The sequence below is a fragment of the Neobacillus sp. PVCKKU3 genome, from assembly GCF_058323225.1.
The window spans coordinates 184,894-203,045 of sequence record NZ_JBLVQN010000002.1 but is presented as its reverse complement, the minus strand read 5'-3'; the positions used below and the strand labels follow the sequence as shown (position 1 = coordinate 203,045).

15 protein-coding genes are annotated in these 18,152 nt (G+C 42.5%); 2 read left to right on the top strand and 13 right to left on the bottom strand.

The features are described 5' to 3' along the window. Positions 1 to 44: 44 nt before the first annotated feature. The 7 genes from ACNQGS_RS02565 to ACNQGS_RS02535 all read right to left on the bottom strand — a co-directional run bounded on the left by ACNQGS_RS02565 (position 45) and on the right by ACNQGS_RS02535 (position 7,381). On the bottom strand, positions 45 to 1,658 hold the full coding sequence (locus ACNQGS_RS02565) for an AMP-binding protein (protein ID WP_491485990.1): 1,614 nt from the start codon (positions 1,656 to 1,658) through the stop codon (positions 45 to 47). Between the two features lie 60 nt (positions 1,659 to 1,718). Next, positions 1,719 to 2,687 (bottom strand): ABC transporter ATP-binding protein, encoded by a 969-nt coding sequence (locus ACNQGS_RS02560; protein ID WP_491485989.1) that lies wholly within the window; start codon positions 2,685 to 2,687, stop codon positions 1,719 to 1,721. Then, a complete protein-coding gene (locus ACNQGS_RS02555) occupies positions 2,680 to 3,696 on the bottom strand; it encodes an ABC transporter ATP-binding protein (RefSeq protein ID WP_491485988.1) in 1,017 nt (338 codons plus the stop codon). The genes ACNQGS_RS02560 and ACNQGS_RS02555 overlap by 8 nt, the downstream gene beginning before the upstream one ends. A gap of 11 nt (positions 3,697 to 3,707) precedes the next feature. Further along, on the bottom strand, positions 3,708 to 4,547 hold the full coding sequence (locus tag ACNQGS_RS02550; protein ID WP_491485987.1) for an ABC transporter permease: 840 nt from the start codon (positions 4,545 to 4,547) through the stop codon (positions 3,708 to 3,710). Between the two features lie 15 nt (positions 4,548 to 4,562). Beyond that, positions 4,563 to 5,510: an ABC transporter permease gene (locus tag ACNQGS_RS02545; RefSeq protein ID WP_491485986.1), complete on the bottom strand. Its 948-nt coding sequence runs from the start codon at positions 5,508 to 5,510 to the stop codon at positions 4,563 to 4,565. A 24-nt stretch (positions 5,511 to 5,534) separates the two neighbouring features. Continuing rightward, a complete protein-coding gene (locus ACNQGS_RS02540; RefSeq protein ID WP_491485985.1) occupies positions 5,535 to 7,097 on the bottom strand; it encodes an ABC transporter substrate-binding protein in 1,563 nt (520 codons plus the stop codon). A gap of 71 nt (positions 7,098 to 7,168) precedes the next feature. After that, positions 7,169 to 7,381 carry an acetyl-CoA carboxylase biotin carboxyl carrier protein subunit gene (locus ACNQGS_RS02535; RefSeq protein WP_491485984.1) on the bottom strand — a complete coding sequence of 71 codons (213 nt, stop codon included), beginning with the start codon at positions 7,379 to 7,381 and terminating at the stop codon, positions 7,169 to 7,171. Positions 7,382 to 7,641: 260 nt separating this feature from the next. Between ACNQGS_RS02535 and ACNQGS_RS02530 the strand changes: the two genes are divergently transcribed. Next, entirely contained in the window at positions 7,642 to 9,600 is a 1,959-nt protein-coding gene (locus ACNQGS_RS02530; RefSeq protein WP_491485983.1) for a helix-turn-helix domain-containing protein, read from the top strand. A 92-nt stretch (positions 9,601 to 9,692) separates the two neighbouring features. Then, positions 9,693 to 10,130, top strand: coding sequence for an Rrf2 family transcriptional regulator (locus tag ACNQGS_RS02525; protein ID WP_491485982.1), 438 nt, complete (start codon positions 9,693 to 9,695; stop codon positions 10,128 to 10,130). 42 nt (positions 10,131 to 10,172) lie between these two features. Here ACNQGS_RS02525 and ACNQGS_RS02520 read toward each other — a convergent pair whose 3' ends face one another. From ACNQGS_RS02520 to hydA, 6 genes are all read right to left on the bottom strand, one after another. Next, positions 10,173 to 11,528 (bottom strand): aspartate aminotransferase family protein, encoded by a 1,356-nt coding sequence (locus tag ACNQGS_RS02520; RefSeq protein ID WP_491485981.1) that lies wholly within the window; start codon positions 11,526 to 11,528, stop codon positions 10,173 to 10,175. Between the two features lie 34 nt (positions 11,529 to 11,562). Further along, entirely contained in the window at positions 11,563 to 13,029 is a 1,467-nt protein-coding gene (locus ACNQGS_RS02515; protein WP_491485980.1) for a CoA-acylating methylmalonate-semialdehyde dehydrogenase, read from the bottom strand. A gap of 150 nt (positions 13,030 to 13,179) precedes the next feature. Continuing rightward, on the bottom strand, positions 13,180 to 14,796 hold the full coding sequence (locus tag ACNQGS_RS02510; RefSeq protein ID WP_491485979.1) for a PucR family transcriptional regulator: 1,617 nt from the start codon (positions 14,794 to 14,796) through the stop codon (positions 13,180 to 13,182). Positions 14,797 to 14,872: 76 nt separating this feature from the next. Next, on the bottom strand, positions 14,873 to 15,091 hold the full coding sequence (locus ACNQGS_RS02505) for a hypothetical protein (protein WP_213139999.1): 219 nt from the start codon (positions 15,089 to 15,091) through the stop codon (positions 14,873 to 14,875). A 13-nt stretch (positions 15,092 to 15,104) separates the two neighbouring features. Continuing rightward, on the bottom strand, positions 15,105 to 16,580 hold the full coding sequence (locus tag ACNQGS_RS02500; RefSeq protein WP_491485978.1) for an NCS1 family transporter: 1,476 nt from the start codon (positions 16,578 to 16,580) through the stop codon (positions 15,105 to 15,107). A 135-nt stretch (positions 16,581 to 16,715) separates the two neighbouring features. Then, the gene (hydA, locus tag ACNQGS_RS02495) at positions 16,716 to 18,134 is read right to left on the bottom strand and encodes a dihydropyrimidinase (RefSeq protein ID WP_491485977.1); all 1,419 of its coding nucleotides are present in this window, start codon (positions 18,132 to 18,134) and stop codon (positions 16,716 to 16,718) included. Positions 18,135 to 18,152 lie beyond the last annotated feature (18 nt).

The following is an 18,152-nucleotide window of genomic DNA, read 5'->3' as shown; positions in this document are numbered from 1 at the left end:
CATTCTAATTTATGTCAAATTTCTACTGTAGAAATTATTCTTTCTTAATTAATCTTTACTTTCGCTTTTTCTTCGTCTGCGAGTACTCTTCGCAGCAATTTTCCCGTCCCTGTTTTTGGCAGGGATTCACGGAATTCAATATGACGGGGGTACTTGTAAGCCGCCATTTTTTCTTTGCTCCATTGGATGAGCTCTTCCGGAGTTATGCTGTTTTCATAGTCTGGACGAAGGACAACGAATGCTTTAACGGTCTCACCGCGGATTGGGTCTGGTACACCGATTACAGCGGACTCAGAAACAGCCGAATGTTTGTTCAATAAAATTTCGACATCCTCCGGAAACACACTATAACCGGAACATTTAATCATTTCTTTGATACGCCCTAAAAAGTAAAGATAACCATCTTCATCAAACTTGCCGATATCCCCGGTATACACCCAGCCCTCACGCAGTGTTTTGGCGGTTGCTTCGGGTTTATTCAAATAGCCTTTAAATACTCCAGGACTGTTGACCACAATTTCGCCCTGTTCACCGATTGGAAGTTCTCGACGCGGTTCATCTAGGGAAAGAATTTTAATCTTCGTTCCTGGAATTGGTTTTCCAGTCGTCCCGAATTTAATAGCTTCTGGTGACATCAACGAATCTCCTGTGTGCGTTTCGCTTAAGCCATAAGCAGATTCAAATAATTTGCTTCCTGTCAGCGCCTTCCATTGATTTGAGATTTCTTCTGTCAATTGGATCCCAAAGCTGGTACAGGAATTGACCCTTAGAGAACTGAAATCGACTTGGGCTGCATGAGGATGATTTATTATGGCCACATTCATTGGTACAACAGTTTGCGCGACCGTTACTCGATGCCGTTCGATGACATCCATCGTGGCTTCAGGTGTAAATCGATTAAGCAGAACGATTGTTCCGCCTGTGTAAAAACTTACATTCATAAACAACATGCCCGCAATATGGCAGATTGGCATAATTGATAAGGCAATATCATCTGCATTAAATCCCCTTGCTTCTGCAACACCTTGAGATTTGTAAAGTGCGTTTCGGTAAGTGAGCATCGCACCTTTTGGCAGACCAGTCGAACCGGATGTGTAGACAATAAGGCATACATCTTCATCAATATCTAAATCGACATTTGGACAATCTGCACTCCATGTACGAAGGATGTTGCTTAAATCAGTTGCATCAGGATAATATTTCTTTTCCTGCAGTTCCTCAGGGAACCCAGGAATCGGTTTCTCCGGGAGGAAGTCTATGTAGCTAGTTGTAATCACCAATTGGAGAGTGGTATTTGACTTTGCCTTTTCGACGATTGGATACAATTGATCCAGAGTCACAATGGCTTTTGCCCCAAGGTCATTGACTTCATATTCCAGCTCCCATTCCTTGAACATCGGATTACATGGCCCTACAATCGCACCAATCTTTTGGATTCCAAAATGGCAAATGATATATTGCGGGCAGTTTGGCAAAAACAGAGCTACTTTATCTCCCTTGCGAATCCCTTGTGAATACAGATAATGGGCAAAACGATCCGAGAGCTCATCAAGTTCCTCATATGTCAGCGTTCTTCCATAAAAGATGACGGCTGGTTTATTTGGGTTCACATTTGCATGGTTTCTTAGGTACTCGTGTAATGGCTTTCCACTATTCAAGGAACACATCCCTTTCGTATACATAATTACTTTCAATCTTTTTATATCTAAAACTATGAATCACCCATGATAAAAACAAGCAACCCATCTACCCTCGGAGATCTGTTCAAGCGGAGGCTCTTCACGCCTGCAGCGCTCATCCGCAAGCGGGCACCGAGTAGAAAATCTGCAGCCTACCGGGGGATTCGCCGGATTCGGAAGATCTCCGCTTAACAAAATGCGTTCACGGTTCCGAACAGTTGGATCAGGCTCTGGAACCGCAGATATTAAAGCCTCTGTATAAGGATGGAGCGGCTGTTCAAAGAGCTGATCTGTTTCTGAGATTTCCATGATCTTTCCTAAATACATCACCACAATCCGATCACTAATATGCTTAACTGCTTGCAGTCCGTGGGCAATGAATATATAGGAGAGACCCATATCTTCCTGGATTTCTTTTAATAGATTTAAGATTTGAGCTTGAATCGACACATCTAATGCTGAAACTGGTTCATCGCAAACGATCAAACTTGGATTAAGGGCCAACGCTCTGGCAATGCCGATTCGTTGACGCTGGCCGCCAGAGAACTCTTCCGGATAGCGGCTTCCATGAGCCGCTGTCAGCCCTACCTTTTCAAGCAGCTCATCCACACGTTTCTTCCTCTCACTGCTGGTACCAATTTTATGAAGCACTAATGGTTCCGCAATAATGTTGGCCACATTCATTCTTGGGTTGAGCGAAGAATATGGGTCCTGAAAGACCATTTGAATTTTTTTTCCCAAATCACGCTTATTACGTCCTCTGGATAAAAGCGAATTTCCTTCAAATACCACTTCACCTGAAGTCGGCTCCAAAAGCCCGACAACCATTCTGCCAAGTGTCGATTTTCCGCAGCCTGATTCTCCAACCAGACCAACTGTCTCGCCACGGTGGACATCAAGACTTATACCATCCACGGCCTTTAACCATTTTCCTTTTTTGCTAAATAAACCGCTTCCAATTGGATAGTGTTTTTTGACGTCTTTAATCGATATCAATGGTTCAGGCATGTACAGTCACCTCTTCCGTTTGCAAATCTACAATATGCCAGCAGGCTGCTCTTCGGTCTTTCCCTGTCTCCACCAGGTTTGGAGCCTCAGTGAGACATTTTTCCGTGGCATAACTGCACCGCCCGGAAAAATTACAGCCCTTCGGCAGTTCAAGTGGATTCGGCACAGCGCCTGGAATCGTGTGAAGAAGCTTTTCCGATGCCCCCCTGAGTTTTGGGACGCTTGCTAGTAATCCCTTTGTATACGGATGCTGGGGATTTTTGAACAGTGAATAGACATCTCCCTCTTCGACAATTTCCCCGCAATACATGACAAGAACGCGATCAGCCATTTCCGCCACAACGCCTAAATCATGCGTAATAATCAGGATGGAAATGCCCGTATCCTTTTGCAAATCTCTCATCACATTCAGGATCTGCGCCTGGATCGTTACATCAAGCGCTGTTGTAGGTTCATCGGCAATCAGCAGTGATGGATTACAGGCTAATGCCATTGCAATCATAATCCGCTGCCGCATTCCCCCGGACAATTGATGGGGATAATCATTCAGCCGATTTTCCGGATTAGGAATTCCGACCTTCGCTAGCAAATTGACGACAATTTCCTTTGCTTTCTGATAGCTGACACCCTGATGAAGCTGAATCGGCTCGGCAATTTGTTTTCCAATTGGATGCAATGGATTTAACGATGACATCGGATCCTGAAAGATCATCGAAATCTCATTTCCTCGAATCTTTTTCATCTGCCTTTTTTTCATCTTCAGCAAATTCTCACCTTTAAAGGAAATCACGCTATCCTTCTCATATTTAATAATTGACGGTGAATTCAACCCCATAATGGACAATGCCGTTACACTTTTGCCGCTTCCTGATTCCCCAACCAAAGCAACAATTTCACCTGCTCCGATGGAAAATGAGATATTATTTACTGGTTTGATGACTCCCCTGGATGTGGGGATATATGAACATAGATTTTTCACCTCTAAAACAGGTTCATTCGGACCTCTCAATTCAATACCCCCTAAGTTCTCTTCATTTTTGGATCAATAGCCACTCGTAATCCGTCTCCAAAAAAGTTACCCGCCAACACAGAAATCAGTATGGCTAGGCCCGGGAAAAGCATCATGTATGGATTCACAAATATCATGCTGTAAGCTTGATGCAGCATTCCGCCCCAGCTGACCTGAGGCGACTGCGCCCCCATGCCGAGAAAGCTTAAGGAAGCCTCTACTAAAATGGCAAGACTGAAGCTAAAGGACGCCTGAACAATGATGGGAGATAATATATTGGGAAGGATATGTTTCATCATAATCCACAAAGGACCTGCACCTGATATTTTGGCCGCTTCCACATAAGGTTCCCTTCTGACTTGAAGGGTCTGCCCTCTTGCAAGGCGGGCAAATTGCGGCGTAAAGATAATCCCGATCGCAATCATCGCATTCCATAAACTAACCCCTAATGCTCCGGTAATCCCCAGGGCAAGAAGAATAGCGGGAAACGATAAAATGGCATCGACAATTCTCATGAAAATATCATCGACAATTCCGCCTAAATATCCCGAGATAATGCCAAGCGGAACTCCAACAAAAAGAGGAATTAAAATCGCAACTACACCAGCTTGAATCGCTGCCTGCGCTCCCATCAGTACACGTGAAAACACATCACGGCCCAATTCATCCGTTCCAAACCAATACGTTCCGTCAGGTGGCAGCATGACTTTGGTCAAATCTTGCTTATTTGGATCAAAGGGAACAATCCAAGATGCAAATACTGATAGGAATACTAAAAGTAGCAAAAAAATCAAACTTGCGAATGCCAGCTTTTCGTGAAATAATCGTTGAAACATCAAACGGAATTGCATCAAGCCGCCTCCTTCTTATTTAAATTCAATCCTTGGATCCAAAACACTATATAATACATCGGTCACGAAATTGATAATCAATACCAAGATAACCATGACTAACACAACGCCCTGCAGCATCGGGAAGTCCCTCTGTAAAATAGAATTCACAGCAAGCTGCCCCATTCCCGGGATGGCAAATACCGTTTCGATGACGACGGTTGCACCTAACATGTTCCCAAACAACAGTCCTGTTGTTGTGATAACTGGGAGCAGGGAATTCCGTAGTGCATGCTTCCAAATAACCGGCCAAAGCAATAAACCCTTTGAATATGCTGTACGAATATAGTCCGATTCCAGCACTTCAAGAAGGGACGATCGTAATTGTCTTGTGATTTGGGCTGCCCCAAAAGCCCCTAAGCAGATAGACGGAAGGATGATACTCTGGAAAAAGCCGCCTAGATTATCAGAAATACTTGTAAATCCTGTTGCCGGCAGCCAGCCAAGGTTTACACTAAATACAACGATAAGGAGCATTGCCAGCCAAAAGTTAGGGATGGCTGTGCCGATAGTTCCCATAAATCTTGAAATGTAATCCATCCAGCTATTCGGTTTAATAACCGACCCAATCGCGAAAATCATTCCAAAAATAAATGAAAAGACGATGGAGGCGACGACAAGCTGGAAGGTAATACCAAGTCTTGAAAAGACTGCATCACTCACAACTTCCCCAGTAAAGAGAGAACGTCCCAAATCACCTTGAACCGCATTGGTAAGCCAATTCCAATACTGAATCAGTACGGGCTGATCCAGCCCGAGCTGACTTCTTAACAATGCCAATTTCTCTTCAGTCGCATTGTCTCCTAGAAGTGCCAGAGCAGGATCTCCCGGAATGATCAAGATGAGGGAAAAGACGATCAGTGTCGTTACAATTAGCATCGGGATTACATACATCAAACGCCGCAGTAAGAACTTAAAAAACATGGATCTCTTCCCCTCTCTCCAATTCTATTGATCTAACCATAAGGTTGAAAATTTCGGTTTTCCAAGTAATGTTCCTTCAAAGCCTTTCACTTTCGTTGACATAGCAGCTGTTGAAGGCTGGAACAAAATCGGAACTTGCATAGCTTCATCTAAAATAGAAATCTTGTTAATTTCCGCATATAATTTAGCCCGTTCCTTTTGATCATAAGAGGAAGCAGCTTTCAATATTAATTCTTCCTTTTCCGGTGAGGATTCAGCGCCGACATTATAAAAACCTTTTTGGCTTAGGAATAAATTGACGGTTTGCTGCGGGTCTGGTCTTCCGGTCCAGGCAGTTAGATTAGCAGCGATTTGCTTTTCGTTAAAATAAAGCGCTACTCCTTTTGTTAATTCCATTGGCTGGATATTAATATTAAATCCTGCATCCTTTACCTGACCTTTTATCGCTTCACCCAACCTTGTATAGAAGGTGTTGGTAGGTACAAACATATCAAAAGTGACGCTATCAAGACCGGCTTGTTTTAATAATTCCTTTGCTTTTTTCGGGTCATATGCAATTTTTGCGTCAGGAGAAGCTGCCCAATAGTCTTTTGGAAAGGTTTGATAGGCCGCCTCTCCCTCGCCGAATGTTAACGCTTTTACCAATGATTCGCGATCGATGGCATATTCCAATGCTTGTCTGACTTCCTTCTTGTCAAATGGAGCCATTTTCGTATTGAGGTAAATATTATAGAAAGCCACCTTCATTTTCGTATCTAACACGATATTCTTGTCATTCTTTAATACCTGGCTGTTATCAGGCGAAACATTCCAATAGAATTGAATCTGACCTGATTTCAGAGCATTTAAACGCGTATTTTCATCTGGCATGATTTTGGCTGTAATTTTATCCAAGTACGGAAGCCCTTTTTGCCAATAATCTTTATTTGCTTCAAATTGAATTTCCCCATTGCGGACCCATTTGACCATTTTATATGGTCCAGTACCGACTGGGTTTTGGGAATAATCCGCACCGAATTTTTGAACGGCGGCAGGTGAAACCATCATCCCAGAACGATCTGATAAGGCAAGAATGATAGAAGAATCTGGCTGTTTAAGATGTAATTTAACCGTATAATCATCTACAGCCTCTACCGATTCCACATTGGAAAGATCGGAAACCTTTGAATCCTTGGAATTAATCCGTTCAATGTTAAACTTCACTGCTTCCGCATTAAATTTGGTGCCATCGTGGAATAAGACATTTTCTTGGAGGTGAAGTACAATCGTTTTATCGTCCGGTGTGTCCCAGGATTTCGCTAGTCCTGGTTTGGGCTCTAGATTTGCGTTGTAGTTTACCAGCGTGTCATAAACAGGATATAGAAGTGCATGGTCATTACCGGAATTGCCCAGAATCGGGTCATAGTTGCTTATATCGGAATCATAAGCGACAACAATGCTTCCACCCTTTTTCGGTTCGGCTTTTGTTGCCCCATCCGAAGTAGTTCCTGAAGATTGTTTTGTCGTTGAATTCTTTTGTGAGCAGCCAGAGACAAGGAGAAGAATTGCTAAAAATATGGCACCAAATAGTTTACTAGATTTCTTCATATGAAACCTCCTTAATAAGTGGGGCTTGACGGGCAAGTAAGCGCAAATATTCGCGTAAGGTATGAATGGTGCTATTCGAACTTAATTAGGACATCCCCTTCGTTTACAAAATCGCCTTCATTCACCGGAACTTCAATAACTGTCCCCTGCGCTTCTGCTGTAATCGGTATTTCCATTTTCATTGATTCCAAAATGACAACATCTTCACCAGGTGAAATTGTATCCCCTTCTTTTACTAGGACTTTAAAAATGTTGCCTGCCATATACGATGTGATGGAATTCATCTTATTCGCCACCTCCTTTTAAATAACCGCTTAAAGAAAGCGATTTCATAAATTGTCGATTTATGTCTGAATATTCAGTATTTACTTAAAGTATATATAATTGGTAGAATTGACACAATGTAGGTCCATTTACATTTTGGGTAATTTAAATAGAGTTTTTTACATTGAGGTGTTGTAAAGTGGTTGACCATTCTCTTTTAAGGTCATTTCTTAAAAGAAAATTATCTATATCTTCCTATCAAATTTGGATTTATTCTCCCGTGGAACATAAATGGGAGCTGATCGACAGCTATGGTTCTGATATTGAAAACATTGATCCCTCTGTACAGGAATTATCGCCTTTAAAACTAGTTCATCAAACCATCATCACGCTAGATTACCCACAGAGCTACATGGTATATCTTTTATCCTCCGACGAAAATATCAGCAAAGAAAAAGAAAATATTGATATTTTTTATCATCTTTTATACCCCATATATACACAGTACGCATTAAAATTGAAAAATTTAGAAATGGAAAAATTGATTGAAGGGGTTCAAAACATCACCTCCTCCCTCAACTTAGATGTGCTTCTTACAAAAATCCTTGATAATGTAGCCAGCATCATCCCAGGCGGAGACACAGCGGCCTTCTGGCTTTATAATCCAGTCATCGACCGGCTGGTATGCAGGGCTTATAGAGGCTGGAAAAAGGAAATTGAACAAGTAAAATATAGAGTTGGAGAATCAGTGACAGGGAAAACATTTTTAGATGGAAAACCGCGCATCTATAACTCTTTTCGCGAGGCAAATGAAGCTATGAAAGGGACTTTCAAGGAAAATGATGAACTCTTGAAAAAAGCTTTTCACGGAGGGAAAGTGAACGCAACCATATCAGTTCCCGTTCGTTTTCACAATGAAATTATTGGCGTTTTAGGAATACATCGGGTTAACCTCGAACATGAAATTACTGACTGGGATCTTAAACTATTAAATGGGCTGACCGCTCAAATTGCCATTGCGATTGAGAATGCCCGCCTATTTACGGAAATAAACAGGAAAAATCAGGTCCTCATTAAACAGAATGAAGTGCATGCCACACTGACACAGTTATCCATCCAAAACAAAGGTATTGATGTGATTGTTAAAGAGTTGACCGGAATGCTGGGAATGTCTTTAATTTTTGTCGATCTATTAAAGAACGAATATTTCCCCAGCAGAGCTATTTTAACCTTCAGTATGGAGGAATTAGCACAGATTATCGGCGCAAAAAACTATCCTATATATGTGGATCTTTATGACCATGATGAGAAAGCTTTCTTTTTCTATCCAATTTTTACTGACAGCAGCTGTACCGGCTGCCTAATTGTTTCTGCCCAGCGCTCTATAACTCAGCTCGAACACATGATTATAGAACGTGGCGGATCCGTATTGGCACTAGAATTGGCAAAGCGGCAATCCCTTACAGAATTCTACTTTAAAAAAACAAGTGATTTTTATCAAAATCTATTAAGAAAAGAGGCGCCGCGTCTTCTCTATAAACAAGGGCTTGATATTGGTATTGATTTAAATAATTATCTTTGCACAACGATCATCGAACTAACCAATTTTATTGACCATCATGTTTTGCAAACAAGTATTCACCGATTAGTTTCCAGAATCAAATCCAAGCTCTCCGGTATAGATAAGATCGTTTTCGGAAATAGCAACAAAGTGATGCTTCTGCTAACGTTTAAAAATAATGATACTTTTCCGAGAGTCCTAAATAATATTAAAGACATATTAAAAGAGTGGGAACAAAATGAAGGTGTGGCACTAAGGGCAGGAGTTGGCGGGGTGTATAAGGGTGTAGAATCTGTCTATAAAACCCATAATGAAGCAGCTAGAGCCATTGCCTATTTAAGCTCCAGGCACCGTTCTGGATTAATGGAATTTTCGGATATCGGCATTAACCGCCTCTTTTTAAATCAATCCAAAGAGGAAATTGAAAGGTTTTTAGAAGAAATCTTTGGGCCGCTAAATTCCAATAAACTGAGAAACAATGAATTGGAAAAAACATTAATCACTTATGTTCAAACGAATCAATCGGCGGTGAAAACGGCCGAGCTCCTTCATGTTCACATCAATACTTTGTATCAACGGCTGAAAAAAATTGAGGATCTGTTAAATGTTTCTCTTGAGGAACCGGAAAACAGATTGAAAATTCAGCTTGCCTGTCATTTAAAGGAGTCATTTTTTTAAATGTCCGCTAGATTGTTACCCAATGCAATCATTAACATTGTGTTATACTGAATGACAGATGATTTGAATGAAGAAAAAGGAAGGCGAAGAGTATGTCCATCAGTAGTCGTTTTTCTGTAGGAATTCATATATTATCCTTGTTGGAAGTTAATAAAGATGAAGTCAATACTTCTGAATATATTGCTAGAAGCGTTAACACAAATCCTGTTGTGATTCGAAAAATCATGGGGATGCTGAAGAACGCCGGTTTGGTCCACGTCAGGCCCGGTATCGCCGGCGCAGAATTGGCAAAGGGGCTATCGGACATAACATTATTGGATGTTTACAAGGCAGTTAATGTTGTATCAGATAATGAGTTGTTTAGTATCCATGAGGAACCAAATCCGGCCTGCATGGTCGGGAGAAATATTCAAGATACAATCGGGCCCCTATTCTCCACAGCGCAATTGGCCATGGAAAAAGTTCTGGCGAATGTGACGATTGAGGATGTTGTAAAAGGAATACTGGAGAAGGAAAAGCAAGCCCAATAAAAAAGAGCACTTAGTGAACATTCACGAGTGCTCTTTTTTCACCTATTTTATCTTATTAAGTGCCTCTCCCACCGTTTTTACTAAAAAGTTCAAATCCTTTTGTTCAATGCTTAATGGCGGTGCAAGGGTAAGAACGTTGTTATATCCGGCTACTGTTGCCCCGTTTTTACCAATAATAATGCCTTTTTCCTTGCAGCCGGCGATTACCTGGTTAACAAGGCCGACGTCTAGGGGCTCTTTTGTGACCTTATCCTTTACTAACTCGATACCAATTAATAGGCCCTTACCACGGACGTTGCCGACGTACGGGTGGTCTTTAAGCAGGTCATTTAAATCATTTAACACTTGTTCTCCTAAATCCCGTGACCTGTCAAAAAGCTTTTCTTTTTCCATAATTTCGAGGTTTTTCAAAGCTAACGCGCAGGCTGCCGGATTTCCTCCAAATGTGTTGACATGACGGAAATAGTCGTATTCCTCGGTTCCTTTAAACGCTTCATATATATCCTTGCGTACAGCAGTTGCTGATAGAGGCAGATACGCACTTGTTATCCCTTTTGCCATCGTTATTATGTCAGGTTTGACCCCATAGTTCATAAAACCGAACGGCTTGCCGGTACGTCCAAATCCGCAAATGACCTCATCCACAATTAGCAGCGCCCCGTGTTTTTTGCAAACCTCCTGGGCTGCTTTCATGTATCCATCCGGCGGGACAAGAATGCCGCCTCCCGTAATGATTGGCTCCATGATCATCGCAGCAATCGTTTCACTTAACTCCCAGGTCATCGTTTTATCAATCTCTTGAACGGAGGATAATTTCATTGGATCGGACACATTCGTATCATCGCGGTAAGAATCTGGCGGAGATACATGGATAAAGCCTGATGCAAGCGGTTCATACTTATATTTCCTTTGCGCCTGGCCCGTGGCAGCGAGCGCCCCAAAGGAATTTCCATGGTAACCACGGTACCTGGCGACTATCTTATAGCGATTGTGATCGCCCTTTTGCTGGTGGTATTGGCGCACAATTTTAAAAGCAGTTTCATTTGCTTCAGAACCGCTGTTTGAGAAGAATATTACATAATCATCACCAAGCATTTCGTTTAACTTCTCTGCCAGCTTTATTGCCGGAACATGGCTTTGTGTAAGGGGAAAATAGGCCATTACCTTTAATTGCTCATAAGCGGCATCAGCCAGTTCCGTTCGTCCGTAGCCAATATTTACACACCAGAGGCCGGACATCGCATCCAAATAACGCTTCCCATCTACATCTGTAATCCAAGAACCTTCCGCCTTCTCAACTACAATCGTCGCATCCGGACTGTATGGACGCATCGCATGCCAAACATATTTATCATCATTCTTCACCAACGATTCCTGCGAACGGTCCGTTTGAACCATCACACTTCCCTCCAATTCTAACAGTTATTTATACTTATGCGTCAAATCGTGAAGTGACCATTTTCTTCCGGGTGTAGAAATTGAGTCCGTCTTTGCCGTTAACGTGAAGATCGCCATAGAAGGAATCCTTCCAGCCTGAAAACGGGAAAAAGGCCATTGTGGCTGGGACCCCTACATTGATTCCGAGCATTCCCGCCTCTGCCTCTTCGCGGAACTTCCGGATCGCTTTAGCGTTATTTGTATAAATGGTGGCTCCATTTCCATAACGTGACCTGCGAATAAAATCCAAGCCTTCATCCAAATTCTGGGCACGCAGCAAGCTCAAAACTGGTGCGAAAATTTCATCCTTCGCAATGGTCATCTCTGGAGTAACATGGTCAAAGATGGTTGGGCCTAGGAAGTTGCCCTTTGGAAGGTCACTCATTTCCTTTCGGCCATCCCTAATTAACTCCGCTCCCTCTTCTATGCCTTTTTCAATATAGCCAAGGGCCTTATCACGGTGTTCCTTGCGAATGACCGGGGTTAATAACACTTCCTCATCCATGCCGCTGCCGATATTTAACTTGTCAGCTTCCCTCTTTAATGCTGCGACAAACGCTTCGTTAGCTCCCACGACAACGACTGCACTGCAGGCCATACAGCGCTGTCCGGCGCTGCCAAAGGTTGCACTCATTACATGTTGAACAGCTTTTTCTATATCCGCATCCGGCATGACAATATGATGGTTTTTCGCACCGGATAAGGCTTGAACCCGTTTGCCTTCCCCAGCAGCCCGCTCATAAACGTACTTTGCCACCGGCTGTGAACCGACAAACGATATGGCGGCTACGTCCTTATGCTCAATCAAACCGTTTACGACATCATGCGCTCCATGCACGACATTCAAAACACCCTTCGGTGCCCCCGCCTCCGCAAACAACTCTGCTAATCTATTTGCTAGAATTGGCGTCCGTTCAGAAGGCTTTAACACAAAGGTATTACCGCAGGCGATGGCGAGCGGAAACATCCATAACGGCACCATCATTGGAAAGTTAAAAGGCGTAATTCCCCCGACAACACCCAACGGATAGCGGAACATTTCCGAATCAATGTCTTCAGCTATACCAGACAACGTCTCACCCATCATTAATGTCGGTGCTCCGCATGCAAACTCGACACACTCAATTCCGCGCTGCACCTCCCCATAAGCTTCCTTGTAAGCCTTGCCATTTTCGTGAACAATTAAGCGGGCTAATTCTTCATGGTTTTCTGTTAATAGATGGTGATACTTATAGAAAACACGGGCTCTTTTCGGGACCGGGACATTCTTCCATGTCCTAAACGCTTCCTTCGCGGCAGCCACTGCCAGATTAACATCTGCCTTGGATGAAACAGGCACCTTGATTAAAAGTTCATTTGTGGCAGGATTCGGTACATCCAGCGTCTGTCCGCTTGCCGAAATCACCCATTCCCCATTAATAAAATTCTTTAAAACCGCAGTATCATTTTTTGTCACGCTCATCCTTTATCCTCCTTCTTTTATATATAGCTTATAAACTATTATCTCTTATCCTTAAAAAGCATTCATTAGACAATTCGTAAAACGACAAAGAGCAATTCATCGACAGTGTGACATCTTTAAAGGTCTATAAAGACTCGGAGCATGTTATTTCTAGCGTACCTGATTCATTTTATTCGGCTGTGATGCCGCTAGATAATCATGAACGAGCAGCATAAATTCAATTGCTACCCTCTTCTCACGCTCCATAAAATCCTCACCAAGAAGGTTTTCCAACTTTTGCAGACGGTGATAAAGGGTCTGCCTGACAATATAAAGCTTATTGGCGGTTTCCTGTTTCGAACCGTTACATTCTAAATAAGCCTTCAAGGTTTCCAACAGCTTCGCATTATATTTTTGATCGTATTGAATAACTGGCTCAAGATACTCCGAGGCCAATTCCTGTAAATCCGTCTGCTTGCTCAGCTGCGAAATTAGTCTGTATAAATGCAAATCTTCATAAAAATGATAGATTTGCTGCTGTGACATATTTTTTTGAATTCGCAGTGTTTCCTTGGCTGTTTGATAGCTTTTATGTACCTCGCATAATGAATTCGAAAACTTTCCAGCAGCGGCAGTAAACCGCGCTGATGTTTGTATACGGAAAAATTCAGAATTTCGGATAGAGTCAATCGAATTTTTAACCCGATCCTTCAAATTCTTCTTGGCACGGTTATTAATAAGAATAAAGATAAGCTCATTTCTTTTTTCAACGATAAAAACAGTAAAGCCGTTTTGTTCAAAAACCGAGCGAAATAATAGCTTTAGATAGGTTACGTCATGACTAGATTTTTCTTTTACCGGGAAAAGCTTCGAAATGACCACTACCGCTTCATTTGTTTTTACAGTCAACCCATTTTCAACGAGGTATTCCTGAATATCTTCGAGTGAATGCTCACCTTCAAGCCAGCCGTGCAGCCATTCGAATTCTTCTGCCCTCTTCTTTTCCTCCACATATAAATCCCTTAATAAATGCTGGGCTAAAGCTGTCGCGGTTCGGTCCAGTATCAATAAATCGTATTCGCTGATTGGGATATCTGCAGAATAGATCGCTAATTCCGCGTATTCTTGCCCGAATAAGAATACAGGTACAGAAGCGATGCGGTCGCATCCTTGTTCATTTGTACTCAGCAACTGCTCGAGAATATTGGCTTGTTCTGCAGAGGAGATATTCGGAACAAATTCATATTCTTGATTTTTTAAGCGAAAAATAATTTGAACATCCAATGCTGAAAAAATAAATTGCAAAATGTCCTCATATGTTTCGATGGTTAGAAGCCGTTTATTTAGTCTTTGCGAATAATTTTCTAAATCAGAAATTTTTTGGTACTGCTGGCTGATAATCACAGAATGAATGTCCTGGGTGATTTCAACAAAAGGGACCTCCTCTTGAAAAATAATTATCGGGAATTGGTGTTGATTGGCAAGTGCAATGACTTCATCGGGAATTTCCGAAATATAAGTACCCATTTCGATACACAATCCTGCCGCCTGGTTTTCAATAAACTCTTTCACCATGGAGATAAACAGACTGGGCTGTTCCTTCCATGCAACACCCGTTGATAAAATTAGTTCTTGACCTTTTAAGAGATTCCGAATACTGGTCACTTCGACTACATGCACCCATTTGACAAACCGGGTCAGCCCCTCCTGTCCGGCAATGACACGTGTATTGTCAAAGTGCTTTCTTGCTAAAATATCTAACACTTTAAGCTGGAATTGTTCTTTCATCCCGCAGTTCTCCCCTAAAAATGTCAGCTGAATTTCGGAAAAGGATTGGCTAGAAGTCAATCCTTTTCCGAAACCATTATTTGCCCATTGAGTTCTGTTTGATTAAAAGGCTCGAAAAATATTTTCGCGCATTTGCATTGCTAATCAACAAAGCTTCGGTAACGTTTCCGTTTGGATGTACAAATTCAACAGTAGCCCCATCCAAATGCTCATTTACAGAATGTATTCGATATCCCTTTTGGATGAAAAAGTCTATTTTGTCCCTTTCCGTAAGAAATTGTTGATGCTCAGACATGTCCCACCCTCCTCTAATATAAATCGAGATTTTCCGGAACTTCTTCAGCAACCGGTTCATAGATTCGTTCCTCTTCAATAACCCAGTCACGTCCTACTGAAATTCCCAAATATTTTTCATCACTCGGCTCTTCAATTTCGGCTTGACGGAATAGTTTAAACCACCAATATTTAGCCAGAACATAATAAACTGCTGCACCTACAAGAAAGCCGACGAGAAAGCCATATTCCGGAACAAAATAAGAAGCTGCTGCCCCGATAATCCAAGCAATAAATCCGGCAGCGTTTACTCCTCCAAGGTATTTAAATTGCCCATGATCTTCATATAGTTCAGGAACATTGACCCTTCTTTTTCGAATCAGATAGTAATCGGCAAATAAAATACCAACGATGGCCGAAAGGATTCCCCCTACAAATAAAAGAATCGGGATAATAACACCAAACAGCTCCCACGGCTGAACGACCGTTCCGACGATGCCAGCTGTAATGACACCGGCCCAAAATGGAAACTTAGGACCGCCTACGTTTGAAAAAATGGTCGCAGCAGGAACAACATTGGCTGCTGTATTGGTTGACCATTGAGCCAACACAATCATTAATAGTAAAATGGCAAGAATGAAGCCGCCGGCAGCCTTCTGAAGAGCCACCACGGGATCATAATTTAGTACCGCAATATATGAAACTGCACCAATAATAATCATAAAAGTCTGTGTTAATGGCATCGCCACAAGGTTACCAATCAACGAGCCTTTATTCCGCTTAAACCAGTTCTTTTCGTTGGCAGGTGCCTTAATAAACCGAGATATCGTTGGAATATCTGCACTTAATGTCGCCCAAAAGCCCATATTGGAAAAAATAACGACCAAAAACGCTGTAAATGCAGCACCGCCAGTAACAGGTGATTCCACCCAGCTCCAAACGTCCCTTCCGGCTGCAGCAGCCTGGTCTGATAACGACACGTACATCCAGAGCGAGATTATAAGAATAATCGGAGCAGCCAAATCCGCAAATCTCTCAATCGATTTAATCCCCAATGCAGTGTTGACCAACTGAACAACCGCAAAAATTAGGAAGCAAATAAACCAGTTATCAAAGCCAAATAAAATATTTAAAATACCGTTCATTGCCGTTGCCCCAAAATAGGTGTTAATCCCAAACCACATTGACGCCGTTACACCCCGGGTAATCGAAGGAATATGCGTGCCGATCGTGCCGAACGGCGCCCTCATATAGACTGGAAATGATAACCCATGTTCAATCCCAATGTCCGCGATCAAAGATATAAAGAAACCAATGGCAAGGCTTCCGATAATTGTTGCAAGGATAACCCAAGGCAGCGATAGGGTCATGACCCCCGCTCCGCCAATGGCGAAGGTGGCAAGAACGACGACCATCCCCACCCACATAAAGGAGTAGCCTAAATTGGTGATTTTCCGATCCTTTTGCTGGATGGGCAATAAATCGGGTGATTTTAAATGGCTTTTTTTCATATGAACACTCCAATTCGGTTAAATTTTTATAAAAAAATTTAATGAAAACAACCGACATGAATAATTCATTAATGGGGCAATCACTCGAGCACGCCCGAGCAATTGCAGGAGTGATTCAAGAATAGAATAGGTCTGCTAGATTGATAGTGTTTCATTCTGAGTTACCGGTGAAGTTGAACTATATTTCTCCCTTTTTAAGTATTGACCAGAGCCTGGCTTGCCGACGAACTGCTTGTCGCGGACCACGTATTCACCGCGAACAAGAACAGAAACTGGCTCTCCGGTGACTTTCATTCCTTCGAAGGCATTGTAGTCCACGGCCATATGATGGGTTTCCGCTGAAAGCACCCGCTCGATATTCGGGTCAAAAATGACAAGGTCGGCATCAGCACCAATGGAAATCGTTCCCTTTTTCGGGAAAAGGCCAAAAAGCTTGGCAATCCGTGTCGAGGTAATGTCCACAAACTGATTCAGACTGATTCTTCCCTTTTTCACCCCCTCCGAGAATAAAATGGTTAGACGATCTTCAATCATCGGTCCGCCATTTGGAATCTTCGTAAAATCGCCACGTCCCAGGTCCTTTTGGCCTTTGAAATCGAATGAACATTGGTCGGAGCCCAACGTTTGCAGCTGGCCGCTTTTTAACGCATTCCAAAGGACATCCTGATTCCATTTTTCACGGAGCGGCGGCGACCATACGTATTTCGCACCTTCAAAATTCGGTTTTTCCAAATAGCTTTGATCAAGAACGAGATATTGCGGGCAGGTTTCCCCCCACACCTCATACCCTTTCGCTCTTGCCTCCGCTATTTTTTCAACCGCATCAGCACAAGAAACATGAACAACATATAATTGCGAATTCGCCAGTCCGGTAAATCGGGCAGCGCGGCCAGTCGCTTCACCCTCTAACTCCGGCGGTCTTGTTAAGGCATGATAAATCGGATCCGTGTTCCCTTCCGCGAGGGCTTTTTTCGTTAAGTAATCAATAACATCCCCGTTCTCGGCATGGACCATGACCAGCGCGCCTAGGTCCTTTGCCGTCACTAGCGTCTTAAATAAGGTCTCATCATCCGCTTGGAAGACGTTTTTATACGCCATAAACACTTTAAAGGAGGTGATTCCTTCCTCATTTATAACTTGAGGTAATTCATTAAGTACTTGATCATTGATTTCGCTAATCATGAGATGGAAGCTATAATCAATGACCGCTTTATCCTTGGATTTGTTATGCCAGGTTTGAATTGCATTTTTTAACGGTTCACCTTTATTGGTCAGACAAAAATCGATGATCGAGGTTGTGCCACCGAAGGCAGCGGCAATCGTGCCCGATTCAAAATCATCCCTCGTTACAGTACCGCCAAATGGCATGTCTAGATGGGTGTGTGGATCAATTCCTCCGGGGAAGACGAGGCAGCCTTTTGCGTCAATCACTTCTGCTCCAACAGCCGAAAGATTGGCGCCAATTTGTGTGATTTTACCGTCTTCAATTAATATTTCTCCTTTAAACGTATCTGCTGCTGTAACAATCGTTCCGTTTTTAACGATTTTTTTCATAGGTTTAGCCCCTCCTAA